The sequence below is a fragment of the Vibrio harveyi NBRC 15634 = ATCC 14126 = KCTC 12724 genome (genome assembly GCF_001591145.1).
In the GTDB taxonomy this organism is placed as follows: Bacteria; Pseudomonadota; Gammaproteobacteria; order Enterobacterales; family Vibrionaceae; genus Vibrio; species Vibrio harveyi.
The window spans coordinates 20,274-39,511 of record NZ_BCUF01000037.1; the positions used below are offsets into that span (position 1 = coordinate 20,274).

The 19,238-nt window shown below is 46.7% G+C and carries 17 protein-coding genes; 1 reads left to right on the forward strand and 16 read right to left on the reverse strand.

All coding sequences use genetic code 11. From position 1 onward, the window contains the following. Position 1 precedes the first annotated feature (1 nt). From tssK to VHA02S_RS17970, 16 genes are all read right to left on the reverse strand, one after another. Entirely contained in the window at positions 2-1,333 is a 1,332-nt protein-coding gene (gene tssK, locus VHA02S_RS17895) for a type VI secretion system baseplate subunit TssK (protein WP_038899061.1), read from the reverse strand. Between the two features lie 26 nt (positions 1,334-1,359). Continuing rightward, positions 1,360-1,842: a type VI secretion system lipoprotein TssJ gene (tssJ, locus tag VHA02S_RS17900; RefSeq protein ID WP_038899060.1), complete on the reverse strand. Its 483-nt coding sequence runs from the start codon at positions 1,840-1,842 to the stop codon at positions 1,360-1,362. Then, positions 1,842-2,780, reverse strand: a complete 939-nt coding sequence (locus tag VHA02S_RS17905; RefSeq protein ID WP_038899059.1) for a type VI secretion system-associated FHA domain protein — start codon at positions 2,778-2,780, stop codon at positions 1,842-1,844. Before VHA02S_RS17905 ends, tssJ begins: the two co-directional genes overlap by 1 nt. Before the next feature lie 3 nt (positions 2,781-2,783). Beyond that, positions 2,784-3,587 carry an ABC transporter substrate-binding protein gene (locus VHA02S_RS17910; protein ID WP_227740471.1) on the reverse strand — a complete coding sequence of 268 codons (804 nt, stop codon included), beginning with the start codon at positions 3,585-3,587 and terminating at the stop codon, positions 2,784-2,786. A gap of 12 nt (positions 3,588-3,599) precedes the next feature. Further along, positions 3,600-6,206, reverse strand: a complete 2,607-nt coding sequence (gene tssH / locus VHA02S_RS17915) for a type VI secretion system ATPase TssH (protein ID WP_038899058.1) — start codon at positions 6,204-6,206, stop codon at positions 3,600-3,602. Between the two features lie 57 nt (positions 6,207-6,263). Then, entirely contained in the window at positions 6,264-7,202 is a 939-nt protein-coding gene (locus VHA02S_RS17920; RefSeq protein ID WP_172461363.1) for a type VI secretion system baseplate subunit TssG, read from the reverse strand. Positions 7,203-7,214: 12 nt separating this feature from the next. Beyond that, complete coding sequence (gene tssF, locus VHA02S_RS17925) at positions 7,215-8,966, reverse strand: type VI secretion system baseplate subunit TssF (RefSeq protein ID WP_038899056.1); 1,752 nt, start codon at positions 8,964-8,966, stop codon at positions 7,215-7,217. Beyond that, entirely contained in the window at positions 8,959-9,381 is a 423-nt protein-coding gene (gene tssE, locus VHA02S_RS17930; protein WP_005451929.1) for a type VI secretion system baseplate subunit TssE, read from the reverse strand. Before tssE ends, tssF begins: the two co-directional genes overlap by 8 nt. Continuing rightward, positions 9,381-10,775, reverse strand: coding sequence for a type VI secretion system contractile sheath domain-containing protein (locus tag VHA02S_RS17935; protein ID WP_038899055.1), 1,395 nt, complete (start codon positions 10,773-10,775; stop codon positions 9,381-9,383). Before VHA02S_RS17935 ends, tssE begins: the two co-directional genes overlap by 1 nt. A gap of 244 nt (positions 10,776-11,019) precedes the next feature. Then, on the reverse strand, positions 11,020-12,498 hold the full coding sequence (gene tssC, locus VHA02S_RS17940; protein WP_038899054.1) for a type VI secretion system contractile sheath large subunit: 1,479 nt from the start codon (positions 12,496-12,498) through the stop codon (positions 11,020-11,022). After that, entirely contained in the window at positions 12,498-13,001 is a 504-nt protein-coding gene (gene tssB, locus VHA02S_RS17945; RefSeq protein WP_005443648.1) for a type VI secretion system contractile sheath small subunit, read from the reverse strand. Before tssB ends, tssC begins: the two co-directional genes overlap by 1 nt. Before the next feature lie 20 nt (positions 13,002-13,021). Then, a complete protein-coding gene (locus tag VHA02S_RS17950) occupies positions 13,022-13,543 on the reverse strand; it encodes an Hcp family type VI secretion system effector (protein ID WP_005426582.1) in 522 nt (173 codons plus the stop codon). 33 nt (positions 13,544-13,576) lie between these two features. Next, a complete protein-coding gene (locus VHA02S_RS17955; protein ID WP_038899053.1) occupies positions 13,577-15,028 on the reverse strand; it encodes a type VI secretion system protein TssA in 1,452 nt (483 codons plus the stop codon). 201 nt (positions 15,029-15,229) lie between these two features. Continuing rightward, positions 15,230-15,532, reverse strand: coding sequence for a PAAR domain-containing protein (locus VHA02S_RS17960; protein ID WP_038899052.1), 303 nt, complete (start codon positions 15,530-15,532; stop codon positions 15,230-15,232). Further along, positions 15,529-16,137, reverse strand: coding sequence for a DUF6931 family protein (locus VHA02S_RS17965; RefSeq protein ID WP_038899051.1), 609 nt, complete (start codon positions 16,135-16,137; stop codon positions 15,529-15,531). The genes VHA02S_RS17960 and VHA02S_RS17965 overlap by 4 nt, the downstream gene beginning before the upstream one ends. Continuing rightward, positions 16,137-18,119 (reverse strand): type VI secretion system Vgr family protein, encoded by a 1,983-nt coding sequence (locus tag VHA02S_RS17970; RefSeq protein ID WP_038899050.1) that lies wholly within the window; start codon positions 18,117-18,119, stop codon positions 16,137-16,139. Before VHA02S_RS17970 ends, VHA02S_RS17965 begins: the two co-directional genes overlap by 1 nt. 134 nt (positions 18,120-18,253) lie before the next feature. Between VHA02S_RS17970 and VHA02S_RS17975 the strand changes: the two genes are divergently transcribed. Further along, positions 18,254-19,144 carry a hypothetical protein gene (locus VHA02S_RS17975; protein ID WP_005426534.1) on the forward strand — a complete coding sequence of 297 codons (891 nt, stop codon included), beginning with the start codon at positions 18,254-18,256 and terminating at the stop codon, positions 19,142-19,144. Positions 19,145-19,238: the final 94 nt, after the last annotated feature.

The window sequence follows — 19,238 nt, forward strand, 5'->3', positions numbered from 1 at the left end:
ACTACCTCAGTGCGTACAACATCACTTCTAGCTCGCCAACACGTGTATCGACGTGTAGCGCCAGTGCATCGCGGTTTTCAATCATTTCTAACCAATTGCGGTCTGACGTATCCACTTCAAAATACGCTGTGCCTTGCATCGGTTTCAGTTCGCTTGGCGCAACAGGAAGCGGCGTTAGTTGCACGCCAGAAAGGGCATTACGCACAATCTCGACAATCTTGTTATTGCTGCTGAGTTTGGCAGCCGCAGGGAACAATTCGTTGAGCTCGGTGCTGCTGACGTTGGAACGGACACTGAGTACGAATCGGCGATCGGACAGGTTGTGACCATCTTTTACCAACGTGCGAAGCAAGCGGCGTCGTTCAAACAACGAAGTGTCGAACGCAAACTCAATCACAGAGTCTTGTTGAACCAGCGTGAGCATATTGCGCAGATTCGAAAAAAGCGGATTAAAGCAATCATACAGACGATGGAAATCTAACGGCTGACACGGCTCTGGAATCGCAGGTGTGGATGCCATGACTTGCGCTTCAAACTTGCGTAGCTCCAAATAAAGCTGATGGGTTTGAAACTTTGGGTTCGACAAAGATAAATCAAACCACGGAAGCCAAGTGTTGAGTGTTTGCAGCCACAGGTAGTCTTGCATCATCGACTGCGGACTCTTTTGTCCTTGTCCAGCTTGAATACGTTTGAGCAAGCTGGTGGCACGGTTGGACGTGAGGGCATGAATCTCTTTCAAACGTTCAACCAATAGCTGTGATGCACCATAGTGCAAACACGCAGGAATAAAGGAACGGTCTAGCATCACTTCGCCCGTTTCGCTGCATTCCAACACCTTGGCGAAAGGAATGAGGGTAAAGCCAGAAGTGTCTTCGCCTTCTAGTTTAATCGCTATATTGAGCTGCGCGACGTCCACCTCAACGCTGGCATTCTCAGAGGTTGAAGTATCAAACACATTGATGGTGCGTGTGAGATAGCGGCTTTGTTCCGATTCATCATTGGCGTAATCATTATTGCCTTGCAGAGAGACAGGCAGCGCTAAGTAAGCCATTTTCTCAATCGTACCGTGCGGCACATCTCTGGCGATTTCGCGTTTCAGTTCGAAATGCGTGCCATCTGGGAACAAACCCGCGCTAGAAGAGACGGAAAGCTTGCCAATTTTAAGTAGATCGTGATTGATCGCCAAGTCGGTCACACCATAGTAAGGGGCATAACCAGCAAGCGTTTCGACGTTTTGTCTGACGTAGTTTTGTGTGTATCTGTCTTGTTGTTGAAAGTGTTGTGGGGCAATGAACATGCCTTCTTGCCAAACGACTTTTTTATATGCGTCCACGAGATTTCCCTATCTACTGAATCGAGTTAAAAAACATCCCACCAAGGCGAATCTGGTGTCACGGTTTGCAATGCTGCTTTGTTACCGCTGATCTTTAACTGGATATATTGTTCTTCTTCCTGAGGCGTGGTTGTTACTACCGTCGCCGTGCTTGCATCATATTCGGCAAATTCCACCAATACGCCGATGTATTGAGTGGTCTTGTTGATGTCTAAGGTTTGTTTACTATTGCTGTCTGGCATTACCACAGGCAAAACTTGTTTCGACACCAAGTTTGCGCCCAAAAGGCTCACGTCATCGTTGTACAAATCGATAAACGGCAATTGCTTAAACTGCTGGGCATCGGTCAGTTGATACAAGCGCACCACCACGGGATTGGTACTGTTGTTAACGCTGGGGTTAATTGTCTTCTCGGCGCTTACCGCTAGTTGATATTGCGTGACACCCGGTGTTGGGTCAGACGAACACCCCACCAAAGCGAAAGCGAGTAAACTAAGCCAAATCTTCATCAGCTTTCCTCGCTTTGCTTTTGCATGTTTTCCATAAACATCGCTTTAAATTGACGACGAAAATCACCGTTGTCCTGCCGATGTTGGAAGTGCTTGCGGTAGATTTTCCAATACTTCTTGTCTTTGCTGCTGAACAGTCCGCCAGACACAAATTCGCTAAATTGATTCTCTAGTTGGTTCGGCGCGAATTCGTTGAGGAACTGATCGAGCGTTTTGTCCAACGCATCAAACAAAGCATCATGTGCAAGCGGTGGGTTGCGAAGGTATTGCTGATTCTTCTCGGTAATCGTAATCAGCTTTTCGATGGAGGCTTCCAGCTCTGACGTTGGAAGGTGGTCTCCCGGAAGATACTCAATCTCCGTAGAACGCTCCATTGCTTGCTGCTGTTTCGACACTTCATCCACTTCAAAGTTATCCGCCAGTTCATCATCATCGATGTCTTCGAACGGGTCGGAGGAGAAGGGGTCATCGCTCATTACATTTTGGTGAGAGTAATGGACTTCTGATTTCACTGGTTCGACGAGATCTCCCTCATCGAGAAAATCGACATTGTCTTCCAGTTGCAGGTCGAACTTGGTCGCAAAGAGGTCATCGGATTGCTCTTCGACAGGCGCTTTGCTCGACGTGAGTGTTGATACCAACATCGAATAGCTTTCGATCTTTAAAATGTCGCCATCGTTGAGTGGGTAATCTTTGTCTTTCACCATGGCTTTATCGTTGAGGCGAGCCGGGTTCTTGCCGGTACTCTTCACCAGATAACCTGTTTCAGTGAGACGAATTTGTCCGTGAATACGCGAGATGCGTTTTGATTGATCGGGCAATGCCACTTCACAAGAAGCAGAACGCCCCAACTGCCCGCCAGACTCGGGCAGATAGATGACTCTTGAAGTCACCACCTCTTCAGAGGGTACAGAAATCAAATGTATGCTGATCGCCACTTGTTATCCCTCGCATTTAGCCAACGCTGTGTTGAAAGCGGTTAAGAAACCAGAATATTTGTCCAAAAAGCGGTTAGAGAAATACACGCCCATTGGCTTGGTTTCGAATACTTGAGAATAGAAGTAATCGCTTGGAAGAGAGGCTTGGCTTATTTCCGTGTGGAACACCCGTTCATCTTCCAGTGCGACGTCAATTTCTCTTTGTTTTAAAAGCCTTAGTAAAACCTTAGCATCTCGTGGCTGCTTAACGACGTTGTATCCATTACGTTTCAGCCAAAACCATGTGCTTGAGCCAAATTCTGCCGAGAACTTAAGGTTCAACTTTGACAAATCATCAAGCTTAGGCTCTACACCGGGACCAAAATACCAACGCAGTTTTTGCTCGGTAATGGGAGCAGACAACGTTGCGTAGCTGTCGTGTTCTCTGGTTTTCGGCGAGACGAAAAAGCCGTGCTGTTGACCACTGTGTACGTGGAGCTGTGCGTCAGACCATTCCGTCATGGTCAGTTGGTAAGGTTGTCCCATTTCGCCAAGCGCGCATTTGACGCGGTTGAGCGCAAACCCATCCATGTTTTGATTCTGGTGAGTTTGGTACGGTGCCCATTTGTGGGTCGCAAGCAGTAATCGCTCGGGACCAATCCAAACTTGCGCCCATGCTTCGAACGAGAATAGGGCACCAAGCAAAATAAACAGCGATGAAACCAGCTTGGTTATTTTGCGGAAAAGACTCACCCCACAGGCGACCGCCGCCTCTTGAACAAGAATCGAGGTGGTGACGAGATGGGGTGAATGTACGCTTCTAAACATCATGATTCGTTACTACTGAATATCCAGTTCAAAGCCTTGTGGCGTCGACGCTGCGGTGACCGTCACTTGGCTAATCGGTTGTTGTGTGCTCAGGCGCGCGATGCATTCTTCTGCCAGCTTTGGCATCAAAGAGCGGTTAATGATTTGCTCAACCGCGCGACCACCTGTCGTAGGGTCGGTGTTTTTGCTTACAACCAAATCCACAAAACCTGCATCCCACGTAAAGCTCGCTTGATACTGTTCTGCCAGTTTTTTGCGAATGCGGTTTAGCGCGATTTCGGTGATCTTCGCCAACTCATCATCGTTGAGTGGGTAATAAGGCACGATGGTGGTACGCCCTAAGAACGCAGGCTTGAAGTAACGTTGTAGATCGGGACGAATTGCTTCAAGCAGTTCATCGTTGCTGATCCGTTCGGCGTTTTCATCACACACATCGCAAATCGCTTGATCAGCGGCGTTAGAAGTCATGATGATTAAGGTGTTTTTGAAATCGACCGTGCGACCTTCGCTGTCTTTGATATGTCCTTTATCGAAGATTTGATAGAAGAGGTCATGAACGCCCGGATGCGCTTTTTCCATCTCATCCAAAAGCAAGACAGAATAAGGATTGCGGCGAATAGCCTCGGTTAACACGCCACCTTCACCAAAGCCAACATAGCCAGCAGGCGAGCCAAGTAACATGGAGATTTTGTGTTCTTCTTTAAACTCGGTCATGTTGATAACCGTGAGATCGTTGCTGCCTCCGTAAAGTTGCTCAGCCAGCGCCATGGCGGTTTCCGTTTTACCGACACCACTTGGACCACACATCAAGAACACACCGATTGGCTTGCGATTATCAGTTAAGCCAGCGCGCGAGATTCGAATCGCTTTTGCCAGCTCTTGCTTTGCTACGTTTTGACCGATAACCCGTTTATCCAGCTCTGATTCTAGTGACAATAGGCGAGCTATTTCATCACTCATCATGCTGCCGACAGGAATGCCTGTCCAACCGGAAATGACTTGAGCGATGGTCGCGTCATCCACCATCGCATTAACTAACGGTTCTTCACCTTGAAGCTCATGTAATTGGTCGAGGAGGGCATTCAACTGGGTTTGCTGAGCTTCGTCCGGCGTTTCGCTTTCTGTGATGCTTTGTTGAAGCGCTTTAATCTCATCAACCAATGTAATCTCTTGCTCCCAACGCGTTTGGTAGTCCGCTAATTGAGATTGGTTGGTGGTGATTTCTTGCTTCAATTCGGCAATTTCCTCTGCGCCTGTGCCGAATAAATCAAACTCTTTCTCTAAAGCTGACTGCTCGTTTTGTTGATAGCGAATGGTTTGCTCTAACGCTTCAATCACTTCTGGTTTTGCACCTTGGGTTAAAGCAATACGCGCACTAGCGGTATCGAGCAGGCTGATCGCTTTATCTGGCAATTGGCGAGAGGGTAAGTAGCGAATGGATAGGTTGACCGCGGCATCGATCGCGGATTCTGTAATAAACGCGCCGTGGTGCTTTTGCAATGAAGCCGCAATGCCTCGCAGCATCTGTTTGGCATCTTCTGCATTTGGCTCTTCTACCGTGACGACTTGGAAACGGCGAGTCAGGGCAGGATCTTTCTCGAAGTACTTTTTGTACTCTGCCCATGTTGTTGCGGCAATGGTTTTGAACTCACCACGTGCAAGAGCGGGTTTCAATAAGTTGGCAGCATCATTTTGTCCTGCTGCGCCACCAGCGCCGATCAGCGTATGTGCTTCGTCAATAAATACAATGATTGGCACATCGCTGTTTTTTACTTCATTGATGACGTCTTTCAGGCGATTTTCAAATTCGCCTTTTACGCTGGCACCTGCTTGTAACAAACCTAAATCAAGTGAATGGAGTTGAACGCCTTGCAACGCACTTGGTACTTCATCTGCTGCGATTCTCAGCGCTAAGCCTTCAACGACAGCGGTTTTACCCACACCCGGCTCGCCAACAAAAATAGGGTTGTTCTGGCGTTTACGACAAAGAATGTCGATGGCTTTTCTTACTTCAGAATTACGCCCAGAAATCGGGTCGATATTGCCTTCAATCGCTTGTTGAGTAAGGTTGATGGTGTACTTGCTTAGTGCGTCGTTCGCGCTTGCTGTGTTTGCGGCTGAACTTGCTTCACCTGCGCTTTGTTGTGTTGCTCGCTTAACCGGCGTTTTGTTGATTAAACCTTGCAGGGACTCGGTCGACACGTTCTGTAGTGATTCGAGATTGTTGCTCGATACGCCCATGACGTTCTGCTGCAACAGCGCTTGAACAAGATGCAAGCTGATGATTTCGCCATGACCATAGTTAACGGAGGTAATCATCCAAGCGTCTTTTAGAAGTTCAGTCAGTGCATGGCTGAGCGTTGGTTGGCTGTCTTGTACTTTTGGTAAGCGCTCGATGCGATTTGCTAGTTCACTGGCAAGTTGATCTTGGTTGATCTTCTGACTTTCAATCAGAGTTTTTAAGTGCGTGTCTTGCTGATTCAATAGCGTGAGCAGCCAATGTTCCGGCTCAATGGCAGCAACGCCTTGATTCATAGCTGCACCCGCAGAGGCTTCCAATGCGCGTTTTAATTCTGGCGATAACTTGGCGACTAAATTTGTCAGCGTTACTTGTGTCATAACCTTATCCTTGTCTTTAGCGCGATAACTTTCTTTGTCGTCGCGGTGTCTACCTAGCTACTTCAGAAGAATCCGAATCCGCTCTGTAGGTTTACGTTCTGGGGCGAGGCAATCCACTTCACCCAATTTTGCGGCTTGATCTGGTTGAGCAGATAGCCTTGGTTTTTCGAGATACGCACGCTTAACGTTGAGATAAATAGAAATCGGCGTGGCGTCTCGTAAATAATGTTGAATGAGCTGGCGCATGTGGCTCGCCAATTGAGTATCTCTATGAATTTGATGTAGCTCTTTGCGGTTGGCAGGCTGGATACTCACCACCAAATGTTGGTTGTAAGTCATGCATGTTTTGCCAATGAGGAAGCCTTGCCCGATCCTGCTGTTGTAGTCGTCTTTCTGTCCCAAACGGGTAAGAGAACTTGCTGGTAACTGACGACGTTCATGGCTCTTAGTCGACACATCGATCTGGTAAGGGAAGTAGTCGTTAAGGATCTGCTCTAACGTTTCTAAGTTACGATGCCCTTGAGCGAACAACAGCGAATACTGGAACAGCGCGCCGTGTTCGTGTTTTAGGTTCGCCAGTTGTTTGAGTAAATCGGTTTTCTCTTTTGCCAGCTCTTTCTGCACCAAGAGGTGAGGAGCGAGTTCTAGCTGCGCGGCAAGTTCAAAATGGCGCTGATTGAATACGTCTAAAAAGTCCTTCAGTGCGTGATCATCGTTATGCAGTGCAAACAACAATTCCTCATAGATGTAGTTGGGGATAACACCTTGTGCGCCAGATAGTGCTTGATGCGCGATGCGAACCTTGGCGCTGTGGTCACTGAACGAGAAGTATTGAATATCGTCGGCATCACCATGAGGCATGGCTTCCGCTTTGAGCTCTAACTTCAGCTTATGCCCAGACTGTTTTGCCATTTGCATCAGTAATCGCATTGCTTGAGCAAAGTCATACTCATGTGGATTCGCTTTTAAATCGTTAATCAGTGACATCGACATCATCTATCGTCCACGCTACATCGAGCGCTGGCTCCCGTGGATTTTTGGATAACGCCTCGCAATACCATCTTTGCCATAAAGACGAATTGTGAGCTGAATGTAGCGATCAAAACTACAGAACTGTTGGAAGAAGCGATTCAACACATCGGTGAAAGTCAGATAGTTGCCAGACGTATCGAGAGTGATTTCAATCTCTGTGCCCGGAGAGAAGACGTTCTTGCCTAGAATACGCATCGATGAAACTTGCGAGCGCACTTTAACTGACTGAATCATCTGAATTTCATCGCTTACTAACTGATTGCGGCTACACAATTGCAGCATTTGCTTAAGCTGTTGAGTAGGATCTTCAGAGTGCAACAGAGACGAGAAGTTACTGTTCAGAAGCCCGATAAATTGCCAGTGCATATTGGCGTCAGATTCACGTTCTATCGGAGCCGACGGCGGGTAGAGCGAATGAAAATCGCCGGGTAAATCGATCGGTTCTAAACATGTCATCTCACCATTGATGGTGCATGCTTGTTTGCCATTGGTACAAAGAAGGCGAGTGCCATAGAGTTTGTTGAATTCGAGCTCTTGGTTGGCGTTCAGGCTGATCGCCAATCGCAGTTCACCTGTGGAATCTTTTCGGCTTTGCCAGTAATCGCAATGTGGGTCGCTTTGGTAACTGTCTTTAAACAGTGGTGTCAGCAGTTTTTGACCGCTCGACGTAATCTCAAACACATCCAAAATGTCGACCACTTGAATCTCGTTGTCGGTATGCGCATCGGCATTAACGGGAATGGTCAGGCTGCGTTGATCATAACTAGTTGGTTCGCCCGTTTGCTCGAAGAGGTTCACCGCAGGCACCACATTGAGCTTAAACACTTGGTTGTCGAAAAGACGGATAAACTCCATCGGTAAAGAGTGCATGAACAGGTTTAACACCACCGTTGAACAATCATGTTGCTGACAGGCTTCACCAAAGCCTTTAAGACGGAAGAACTGACGTTTCTCTTTGAAGAAGAAAAACTCATTCATCAAATGGTAGCCAGAAAATTGATTGCCTTTTTGTGGCAGAAACTGAAACTGCTTATCGCTAATTCGACTCTTTAGCTGATTGGCAGCCAAGACAGCGTGATTCTCACCATTGATGTCGGAAATCGATATTGCACGAGCTTCACTGAGCAGTAGTTCAACCAAGGAGTCCGCATTGTTCTCGAAACCTTGAACGAAGAAGTCGAGATCTTCTAACGCCAATTGACTGAAGTGCACATCATCATCGCCAGTTGACAAAGTGAGCTGTATAACGGCGGTAGTTTGTTCACTGCCTTGTGGGCGATTGAAGTCAAAAGGAGCACTGCTTGCCTTGGTGTCAATCAGTGCAAATGGTGTCGTTTTGAGTTCATCCGTTGTGGTGAACAAACATGTTTTGCCTTGAGACTCGGAAGAAAAGCGTGTGCCTTTGGGAAGCGTCGTGCTGTCGGTGGAAGGCGCGTCTGTGCTCATCTCTAGATACGCCACACTCGGTACCGTTTGAATGTAACTTGGATAGAGTACGCCAAGTAATCCTTCGACAACTTCAGGGACTTGCTCAGATAGACGTTTTTCAACGTTGGCATTCAGCAGTGCCACACCATCCAATAAGCGAGCCAAACTTGGATCTTCGATTTGTCCCTGATGAATATTTAGGCGTTGTGCGTGTTCTGGATGTTCAGAGCCAAATTGACCGAGGGCACGGCGAACAAAAGTCAGCTCTTGTTCGTAATAACGCAGTAGAGGATCACTCATACAAATCCTCCTTCATATCGGTGGTCATGTCGCTTAATGAAATCTTGGAATCAAAAATCAGCTCTTTTTCGCCCTGTGCCGTTTTGGCTTTGGCGACGATATTGAAAGCGATGGTGTTTTCTCCCGCTTTACGCTCAACCAGTTCAACCATGACTTGGCTAAGGCGTGGCTCGAAATGTCGAATGTAGTTTTCTAGTTTGAGGGCTAATTGCTGGTGGTCGAGACTGGCACTCAATAGGTGCACATCCTCTATGCCAAAACGGTAGTTAGAGCGCTGCACTTCGGTTAACCGATCATCAATGCTCATCAGTGACGCTTCCGAATCAAACAGGCGAGTCAGGTGATATTTGATGTCCTCGATATCATCTCGACGAGTCGTAGGGGCAGTTTGCACAAAGGTACGCCAAAAACTCATTACGCCACCTCATCCAATTCTGTTGTCAGCACCACTTCGCCGCTGAAATGGTCGTATTGATACTGCGGTACGATGCGCAAAGTACAGACGAAATTGCCCGGATGATGGTCAGAGTCGCACACGCTGATCTTTGCGAAGCTCAATGGGTATTTTGATAGGGTTTCTTCGTTGGCGTACGCGACGTTACTAGAGAATTTTTCAACCCACTGAGAGAGGAACAACTCACACTCAGCCGCTGTTTTGAAGCTGCCAATCATCTCTCGCACTTGTACTTTGAGATAATGTGCAATACGGCAAGACATCAATGATGTTTGGATTTGAGTGAGGACTTTCTCATTATCAGATTCACTGTTGTGCCAAATCGAATTGTTACCATTGAAGTAAAACTTATCGCTCAAAGGGCTCTTAGTAAGAGGGATAAAACCACTGCGACTGTAGAAGGTCGACAGTTGCCCAAACAAGGTCACTTTGGTTTGAGGTTGAATCAGAAAATGGCTATCGCTTTGGCTTTGATTGACCACGGCACCTTGGTTGTTGTCGTTCCAGCGAGATTTCAAGAAGCCAAACCAACTCACCCGTTGATGCTCTCGCATAATGGTGGATACAAACGCAAAGCCCGCATTGCCCCAAAGCCCGTTTTGCTTCTCGTTGTAGATGAATCCCACTTTGGCGTTTTGATAACGTGTACGCATGCACATTTCTGGCATCACTAAACCGACAAAACGCGCAGAGGACTTACTGCGTAAAGACTGCCACGATTGGTAATCAGGGCTGGCGAGGATCTTCTCGATTCGGTTGATATCAGACAGCCAGTCTGCGCCGGATTCGACAAAGAAATCACGATTAGGAGCAAATAGCATTGGGCATAACGTCGCTTCACCCAAGCGGCTCAATAGCTCGACGGTGAACAAATCATCGTAGTCAGATTCGAAATCCATATCTGCCGCTACTGGTTGTGTGAACAGCAAGCAACCGAATGGATGTCCGCCTAAGGTGTTTAACTCTTGGTTGCCGATCTTGTTGTACAGCTCAGACGTTTTGGTGCTGTAGGCTTGATTGACGTCGGAAGACACTTCTTCCCAACTCATATTGAGCAGCTTGAGTTGAGTGCGTTGGTAGTTTACGGGTAGGGTGGCTAAGCCTTGAAGCCCTACCCAATTGGTTTGCAGTGCCTCAAATTCTGGATGATGCAGTAATGTATCCATCTGTTTCGAGAGCTTATTGTCAATCTCTGCAATTAGGCGCGAAATATGAGTAATAAGCGCATCGGGATGGTCTAGCGCGGAGCGAGACACTTGAGACAGTAAAGAGAGCGCCTCTTGTAAAAAGTCGCTGTCTTTATCGTCTAGCTGTGTAAATTGGGTCTGCCAACCTGAGTGATAAATCTTACTCATACTATCCTTGTGACCTAAATCGAATTGGCTTGGTCGAAGCATTCTACTTCGACCAAGCTTTATCATGCGTATACCAATCGTAGTAAATAACTGGTCATTCTAGCTGGTTATAACACTCGATAACTTCGTTAACTTTTCGTTTAAAGTAAGTTGATTGTAGAATAACTACTTACCGAAAATTTTAGCCTTGTTCTCAAGCGTTATTCCTGCGCTAACTCTGACCACTTACTTACTGTGATCGGTATTAACCAGGGATCTTCGCTACCATACGAACCGACGTAGTCAGTTCTTCAAGTTGTAGCCAAGGTCTTAGGTGAGCAACGGCTGAATACGCGCCCGGTTTACCCGGTTGTTCAACCACTTCAATGCGAGACTCTGCCAATGGCGTTTTCGCTCGTTGATCGTTACCAATTGCACCTGCGTTGGTGTATTGATCGATCCAAAGTTGAAGTTCACGTTGAATGTCTGGCGCTTCTAGGTTCGAACCTAGCTTGTCGCGACCCATGACTTTCAAGTAGTGAGCGATGCGACCACTTGCCATGATGTAAGGAAGACGCGCTGAAATCGCTGCGTTTGCTGTTGCATCTGGGTCTGTGTACGTCTTCGGTTGCTGTGTCGTTTGACCACCGATGAACACGCCATAGTTTGAGTTCTTGTAGTGAACCAGTGGCAAGAAGCCTAGGTCACTTAACTCTTTCTCGCGTTCGTCGGTTAGGTTCACTTCTGTTGGACATTGCTGAACCAAGTCGCCAGCTTCGGTCTTGTAAGTTAGGTTTGGTAAGTTTTCCACTTTACCACCGTTATCCAGACCGCGAATTGCTGTACACCAACCGTACGCGGTGAACGCTTGCGTCATTTTCAGACCCAACTCGTAAGCCGCATTTGACCAAACCAGCTCATCATTGCTTGACGGATTCGGGTTGCCATCTTGGTCAGTGTTTAACTCTTCGTAGCTAAACAGTTTGGTGCCAAGACCTTTCTCTCCGTAAGGAAGGCGAGCCAGTGTGCGAGGTAGTGTTAGCGTTACGTAGCGCGCGTCGTCACTCTCACGGAACGAGTTCCATGCAGCATAAGCCGGAGAATCAAAACCAGCCGCGACAGGTTTGCCTTCTTCGAAGGTAGTGAAGTCATTGAACTCAAACATTTCCGCGTTTGCTGCGGCAACGAACGGAGCGTGACATGCAGCGGCTACTTCGCCCATGTAGCGGAGTAGAGCGACGTCTTCATCTTTTGCGCTGAACTCGTAGTCACCGATGAAGGTGCCATACGGTTCACCTCCTGCTGTGCCGTATTCGCCTTGGTATACCGCGTTAAACAGTGGGCTACGGTCGATGGCTGGTGCATCTTCAAACTGATCAAGCAGCTCTTCTTTGGTGTAGTCGACCATTTTGATTTTTAGTGAGCGTCCTAAGTCGCTCTCTTTAACCAGTTTTTGCAGACCACGCCATGAACCTTCTAGCTTTTGGAAGTCATTTTCTTGCATGACTTTCGATAGCTGTTTAGAAAGCTTTTTGTCGATCTCTACGATGGCGTTTTCAATCGTTTTGGTGACGTTCTTGTCCCATGTAACTGTACCGCTTAGCGCTTGCTCTGCTAATACTGAGAACAGTTCTTTTGTTGTGTCCGCTGGCGTTTGTGTGGTCGCTTCGATTGCACGATCCAGAAAGCTCAGCGAAGCTTCAGCCGCTTCTGCTTGTGGTTGGTTTTCAACTTCCGTCGTCATTATTCTGCTCCTTCTTTCTGGATGCCTAGCTCATCGGAAAGGGCGTTGATAGTGTCTGCGCTTTGCAGCACTTCCTTGAGTAGTTTCTCTAGATCACGAGAACGGTCCGCTTTTGAAAGCAGTACTTTGAGTTGGTTACGAGTCTCAACAAGCTTCTTGAGCGGTTCAACTTGCTCAACGATGGCTTCAGGCTCAAAATCTTTCATTGATGAGAATTTCAGACTCGCTTCGATTTGGCTGTCGTCATCAACCAAAACGTTGTCCACTTTGAGTGATAACTCAGGGCCAACACGCTTCATGACAGTATCGAAGTTGTCTTTGTCGACGTTATAGAAAGTGCGATCTTCTACGTCTTCTTTGTCTTGCTTGTGACCCGAATAATCACCGACGACTCCCACCACAAAAGGGAGTTCTTTGGTTTCTACTGCGCCATTCGTCTCGACATCGTAAGTAATACTTACACGGTTTTTGCTAACTCGCTTGTGTTGGGAGTTCAGTGCCATAATGGTATCTCCTTATTCCATTAAGAAGCTGTCGAAGTAACTTTCGCTGTCGTTGCGTCAAAGCCCACTTCAGGACCTTTCTCGATTTTGCCGCCTTCGCCTTCGATGTAGTACGCTTTCGAAATCTCGGTGTAAGTGAGGCTGAATGATTCATTTGGTAGGTGACCATCCGACGCGCCCATGTTGTAGCTCGACATACGCGCAGCACTTAGTGTCAGGATTAGGTATGGATCTGCACCAGAACCTTCACGGTTTGGCTTAGTCATCACGATTTCGATGGTTTTGCCTTCACCACCTGGCGCGTAAAGGAAAGTCGTCAAGTACGGTGTCGCACCATCACAGCCACGAGAGATGTTCACTTCACCTAGCGCGACCATGCCTTGGTCTGCGTTGTTCGCATTACCGACGTCGATGCCAACGCCACGAACGGCACTCCAGTTCACTGTATCAATAGCAAAAAATCCATCCTTGCCACCGATCTTTTCTACCGTTGCAGCACCTTTTGGTGTGGTGCCATCAATTCTCATGTAAATAGAAGCCATTTGGTTCTCCTTTGCTTTTTAGCATTTTTTGCTTCACCACTCGAAATCGGTAATACCGCTCGACGATTGAGTAGTTTTTACTTCTGGTTGGTTGGTTGTATTTGGAGTGTCGCTTTGCTCTGACGTTGTTGTTTCAATTGACGTTGCACTTTGAGACTCCTCATTAGAGGTAGTTTGAACCTCAGTCGCAGGTGGTACGGTCGGAACCGACTCTGGCACTGATTGTGGTTCAGGAATTCTCTTCAGAATGGTTTGTTCTAAATTGTCCATTCCTGTGAGTTGATTGATATGGTCGAGCACTTGGTTGTTGCCACCAGTCATTTCTTGGAGTAGTTCTGGTAAGCTCAGATAACCCCAACGAATTGCGCGCTCTAGCAAGAACGGAACAGGGCTGTGTGGCTCGGTTTGTTTGAAGTAATCGGCAAGCTTTCTAAGTTCATGAAAAGCGTGGTCGCGATTTTGGATCTGACCTGCGATATTCATCGCAGTGGGTGCTGCTGGCTGGTGTGCTTCATTTGAAGGAATCGGCTCTAGCAACGGCGTCGTCGTAATTTGCTCTGCTTCTGGCTCTGATGAGGTTGGTGCTACTTCTGTATTTTCTGTTGCTTGATAGGTTGTTTCAGGAGAGTTTGATTCGACGGGGGGAGCCTGGGCTTCTTCGGCAATCAATTTAAATTGATCATCCAGCGGCCACTTGGAAAAATTATCTTCGGTGAGGTAACGAATCGCATTTATAAGTTCAGCGATGTTTTCTTTGATGAATTTGAAACTTACTGGCGTGGCGTTAATTGGTTGGCAATGCTTCGCGATGGCTTGTTCTGTAGCATCAAGATTCTGATACGTTTGCGCCAGATCCATTAAGATGTCTTGCGTGTCTGCGCTGAAAAGGTTTTGCGCTTTAGTTTTGATTTCGCCAAGCGAACCGTTGCGCTCTGCACGTAGGTAATCTGCAAAAGTGATGTCATCAATCAAGCCGATTAACTGCAAAGGCATATACACCGCAGTGGTATCATGAGTTTCACCAACAAGCTGTAGCAAAGGCTTCATACGGAACTCTGCACGTTCTCTCGCTATGCCAGACTCTTCAGCGCTTTTTAGTTTGTCTTCAGGAAGGAATGGATTGAGAGAGTCCCAAAACTGCTCCACGGTGCTTAGAAGAACTTGCGTTGCGTCGGCAAGGTTTCGATAGGGTGCGTCGGTGAACAACTGACTGGTGATATACCAACCTAGTAACTCCAAGTCTTTGCTTGACTGGGTGAGAGCGTGAAATGTCGCGGTACGCAGCTGCGTCCAGTTTTCATCATTACTCTCAAGTAAGGATTCATCACTGGATGCTTCGGGCGTTTCCACCAACTGGCGAAATGACGATTGCGCCGCATTGTAACTGTTTCTCAGTGCTCGATAGGCACTTCTATCGAGTTTTAGATAGACGCCGCTCGGCGATCCATCTGTGATCGGTGCCAAAAGACTATCAATGTCAACCATATTCAATCCATGAATTATTGTTTTATTAAGCCAGAGATAATTCCGTTCCTCTGGTTTCATAGTTTGTAAACTTCAGTCTAGTGAGGATTTTCCTAAATAGCCGATAAAAATTAACTATTTAATAAAAACTAAGATGTCGATCCAAAAAATTGGTCGGATGAATGCTTCTATCAATATAATAGCCTGATTTATAAGGAGGTTTTATCCCCCTATAAGTACTGTGGGCATACCCGCAACAATACTGCCACCATGAGAAGTGGTGTCTCCCATTCGGGCGGCAGGTTTATTGCTTAATAGCACGGTCGTGCTTCCCATCGCGATAGAATCTGGGGTTCCAACGCATACGCAAACGTCACTTACTGTCGCGGCCGGTAAGTTACCAATCAACACAGTCGGTGCCCCGGGACCGGTGACCGGACCTCCCACATGAGGGATCGGTGGCGTTGCAGGTGTCTGCATTGGGCATACATGCATGTCGGTGATACGAGCAGCAGGTAATGTCATCGTACTTCTCCTTGTACTGCAGTTTGTGATTGGCTATCTGAAGTGCCTTGACCGCCTGCAGCGATATCCAAAGCCATTGCGATTGCGGTTTGATAGTAAGGTTTCGTCTTGTCCCATTGAGGCAAAGCGGCTGCGTGATTAATTGCACCTGCAGTCGCTTTGGCATACAGAAAAGGATCAGGCATAACGGGTGGAATATCTGGTGCAACGATGCTGCCCGAACCATTCCAAAATACCGCTTGAGCAAGCCAAGATGGCCCACAATTCAGTTCCAATCGATGAGAAAGATGTTCGGCTTTGCGGCGCAATTCTTCGGAGGGTGACCGCACCCAAGCCATGCAAGTTTCGACACTTTGTTTTTGAAGGGGTGACCATTCCTCATTGCGTTGATTTAAACACAATGCTCCCCACCAGATTGCCTCCCGGACGGGTAGAGCATGCGTCAAAAACTGAACGAGATCGTTGTAGAGCTCTTTGTCTGTGAGTGATTGAATTGCATCGTTGATGCTGGTTTCTTCGTTGAGTAGCGCTTTAGCCTCGTCACTGGCTTTGAATCTCGGTAGTATTTGCTCTGCCGTTTGGTATGGAATCTTCTTATATTTCATTAGTTAACCTTTACAATTGCGCCTTTTACTTCACCCATTACGCCGCCATCAAATGTCGCTTTGAGACCTGATTTAAACTCCGCACTCAAAGAGCCCTCTGCAGAGAGCGTGGTGTCCGCTTTGATGGAAATACTCAAGCCAGAAATGCTGTTTGAACTGGTTGCATCAAGCGCCGTCGTGGTACCTGAAACCATGTTGGCTGAAGTGGCTTTGCTGGTGACGTTGGTCCCTTCCAAATTCAGCGCGCTGCTGGCTTTGACGTCGATATTGGTTGCTTCAATGGCAATGGATGATGAGGACAGGGTTATTTTGCTTGAGCCAACTTTGAGCTCGATAGAATCGTCAGCTTCAATCGAAATCGACTTGGCTTTTTCGCTCAGTGCTTTGGTTACGCTCAGCGAGTAGTTGTCTTCTGTCGACACTGATACCGCTTTGGTGACTGTTTGGCTTAATTCACCCTTGATGGTTTCTGTTTGGTTGTTTTCAACTTCTTGTGTCAGGTCTTTGGCTGCATGAAGGTAAAGTAATTCATTGTCTTTTTTGTCATCGAAGTAGAGCTCGTTACTCTGTCCAGAAAGCTGGGTTTTGATGCCAGACTTTGTTGTATTGGCTTCTGCGTATGGCGGGGCATTTTTGCTGTTGTAGACGCTGCCCGTGATGATTGGTCTATCTGGATCGCCATCGATGAAAGAGACCAGCACTTCTTGCCCGGCTCGTGGCACAAACTGAGCACCGTAACTACTTCCCGCAAGCATTTGTGCGACACGAACATAACAACTGGTTTTGTCGCCAGTTGCGTCTGTATCCCATTGGAACTGAATACGCACACGACCTTGTTCGTCCTGATTAATATCACCCGCGGTTGAGCCTGCAACGACTGCGCTTTGCAAGCCCTGAACCACTTGTTTTGAGCGAGGTTGCGGGTAGTGAGGGGTATCTTTTGGAATTACTTTCAGTCTGGTGCTGCTCTGTGCACTTTCAGTGTAATCCACTTCCATACTGATGACCGAAAAGTCACCAAGTTGATCTTTGTCTAGATGGCTTGAGAGCGAGAAGTAAGTACCGAGCTCGAAGAGATCGTGTTTTGCGCTGGCAATGACACTTTGGTAATCCTGCTCAACATACTCGATGCGACGCTTGGCAAGATTACTAGAGAGATCCGTCATGTCCCCGCTGATACCCAAAGTCGGGTAACGCGTGTTGGCAAGTTGAGTGTTGTTGGCAATGGTATTGCTGGAGGTTTTACTGCCGCTGGTAATGAGTTTCGTCTGCGAATAATCGTAGCTTGATAGCTCAACACTTGCGCCATGAAAAGCAACGGTAGGGCACCAATCTTCAAGCAAAGGAAGTGAGCCTGTCGGCGTTTCCTTCATATCAAATTTCGCTGTGCTGGCTTTATCAAATGGAGTTTGAGCATCTTGCAAAATCATAGTGTGTGAACCACTCGCATGCTCAAAATAATAATGAACGCCTTCCTCAGCGAGCAGACGAGAAACGAAGTCAAAATCCGATTCGTTATATTGCAAACAATATTCACGCTTGGTCGAAGGCATGCTGGATATTTTATAGTTACCCTTGAAACCAGCGTTATCGAAAATATCACTGACAATTTCTTGTGTGGATTGATTTTGATAAACCCGGAAAGAATGTGTGTGTTTTAATAACCAAAACCACGGTTTAAGCGTTATTTCATATTGGTGATTCTGCAAATTAGAATCCATTCCTAAATGTTGGATCAATGTCACAACTCCATTGTAGGAACGATTGAGTGTATTGCTGCCAGATTCGTTGAAATAACGGTTTATGGTAAGGAACTGACCTAGTTGATCTTGCATGTCAAAGCAACTGGATACCAGCATTGCTTTGATTTCAAAGGGCTCTGACAAGGCTTGCTTTAGTGTTGCATTACTTATGATATGTTCTTGATTACTTGAGTCTTTTGCAGACATCAAACTAGCCGAACTGCTGTATTTATCAGCCATTGCATATCCTTATGCTTGAACTTTTTAATAATAAAAATTTGAAATATAAATACTATTATTAATCAAATTACTCAAAAAATAGCAGTATTAGATCTTATTCGCTATTCGATTTATTAAAAGAAAAGGAGTTCTTTATGGCGAGTCAAAATGCAAAAAAGATGGCGAAAGAATTTTTGCAAAATGTAGAAAAGGACAGTAAGTCATATCACAAAAGTTGGGCGAGAAAATTCGGTAATAAATACCAATCTGCCAAGAACTGGGTAAAACGTGACAAGAAAATGGTCGCGATGGATATTGCGCAAAAAGGGGTAAGGACTGGTATCGGGATGATTCCATTTCCCGGCTCGAAAGAGGGGGCAGCCCTTTTGGAAGTCGCAGGTGGCGCAGCGTTAAAAGCCGCTTCTCGCAAAGCGTGGGAAGAAGGCTCAAAGAAAGGCGTTAAATCTCTTCTTAACAAAAAAATTGAATCTGCTCGCAAGCAACTTAAAACCAACTCGGTAGGAAAAGTCGATCACGAGTTCCTGGCGCTTTCTGCCCGTAAGCGTGATGAACACATTCATGCGATTCGTAAGCTAGTGAAGTACGAGGTGAAGTTGTTACCAAAGCGTTCTGATGAGCTCAGTTTGCGTTTATTCAAGCTTAAAGAGGCGATCAATGAATCCCGTGTGAAGCTCAACAAAACCACCATGTCTTCCACATCGGCTATCGACAACATGCAAGCATGGACGGAGTTCTTTTCTGCTATCAAAGAGGTGGAGCACTACCAAGCGAAATTGCGTGAAAGCCTGATTCAAGTACAAGAAATCACCAAGGATGTGGAGTGGTTCTTGGCGGCTTCTGAAGCGACTACTGACCAGATGAACGCACAAAACTTACCGCAACTGGAAGAGGCGTTTGACCAGATCCGCCGCAGTTACGGCAACATCAATTCGCTGAAACAACTGCAAGATATGATGCTAGAGAGAAACCTCGTTGAATCCGGCTTGTTGGATGAAAAAGACCTAACCTACAAACTGGTCAACTAGACAAACCTGTCCGTTCGTTACCAAATTAAACCCAAGTAGGGAGCTGTTGTGCTCCCTGATTCTTTTTACTTGCTGAATTTATTGAGTTTTTATT

Excerpts from the sequence above, each read along its gene's own strand:
- tssJ (WP_038899060.1), bottom strand. The coding sequence starts at position 1,842 with ATGAAGATTTGGCTTAGTTTACTCGCTTTCGCTTTGGTGGGGTGTTCG.
- VHA02S_RS17910 (WP_227740471.1), bottom strand. The coding sequence starts at position 3,587 with ATGTTTAGAAGCGTACATTCACCCCATCTCGTCACCACCTCGATTCTT.
- tssH (WP_038899058.1), bottom strand. The coding sequence starts at position 6,206 with ATGACACAAGTAACGCTGACAAATTTAGTCGCCAAGTTATCGCCAGAA.
- VHA02S_RS17920 (WP_172461363.1), bottom strand. The coding sequence starts at position 7,202 with ATGATGTCGATGTCACTGATTAACGATTTAAAAGCGAATCCACATGAG.
- tssF (WP_038899056.1), bottom strand. The coding sequence starts at position 8,966 with ATGAGTGATCCTCTACTGCGTTATTACGAACAAGAGCTGACTTTTGTT.
- tssE (WP_005451929.1), bottom strand. The coding sequence starts at position 9,381 with ATGAGTTTTTGGCGTACCTTTGTGCAAACTGCCCCTACGACTCGTCGA.
- VHA02S_RS17935 (WP_038899055.1), bottom strand. The coding sequence starts at position 10,775 with ATGAGTAAGATTTATCACTCAGGTTGGCAGACCCAATTTACACAGCTA.
- tssC (WP_038899054.1), bottom strand. The coding sequence starts at position 12,498 with ATGACGACGGAAGTTGAAAACCAACCACAAGCAGAAGCGGCTGAAGCT.
- tssB (WP_005443648.1), bottom strand. The coding sequence starts at position 13,001 with ATGGCACTGAACTCCCAACACAAGCGAGTTAGCAAAAACCGTGTAAGT.
- VHA02S_RS17950 (WP_005426582.1), bottom strand. The coding sequence starts at position 13,543 with ATGGCTTCTATTTACATGAGAATTGATGGCACCACACCAAAAGGTGCT.
- VHA02S_RS17955 (WP_038899053.1), bottom strand. The coding sequence starts at position 15,028 with ATGGTTGACATTGATAGTCTTTTGGCACCGATCACAGATGGATCGCCG.
- VHA02S_RS17960 (WP_038899052.1), bottom strand. The coding sequence starts at position 15,532 with ATGACATTACCTGCTGCTCGTATCACCGACATGCATGTATGCCCAATG.
- VHA02S_RS17965 (WP_038899051.1), bottom strand. The coding sequence starts at position 16,137 with ATGAAATATAAGAAGATTCCATACCAAACGGCAGAGCAAATACTACCG.
- VHA02S_RS17970 (WP_038899050.1), bottom strand. The coding sequence starts at position 18,119 with ATGGCTGATAAATACAGCAGTTCGGCTAGTTTGATGTCTGCAAAAGAC.
- VHA02S_RS17975 (WP_005426534.1), top strand. The coding sequence starts at position 18,254 with ATGGCGAGTCAAAATGCAAAAAAGATGGCGAAAGAATTTTTGCAAAAT.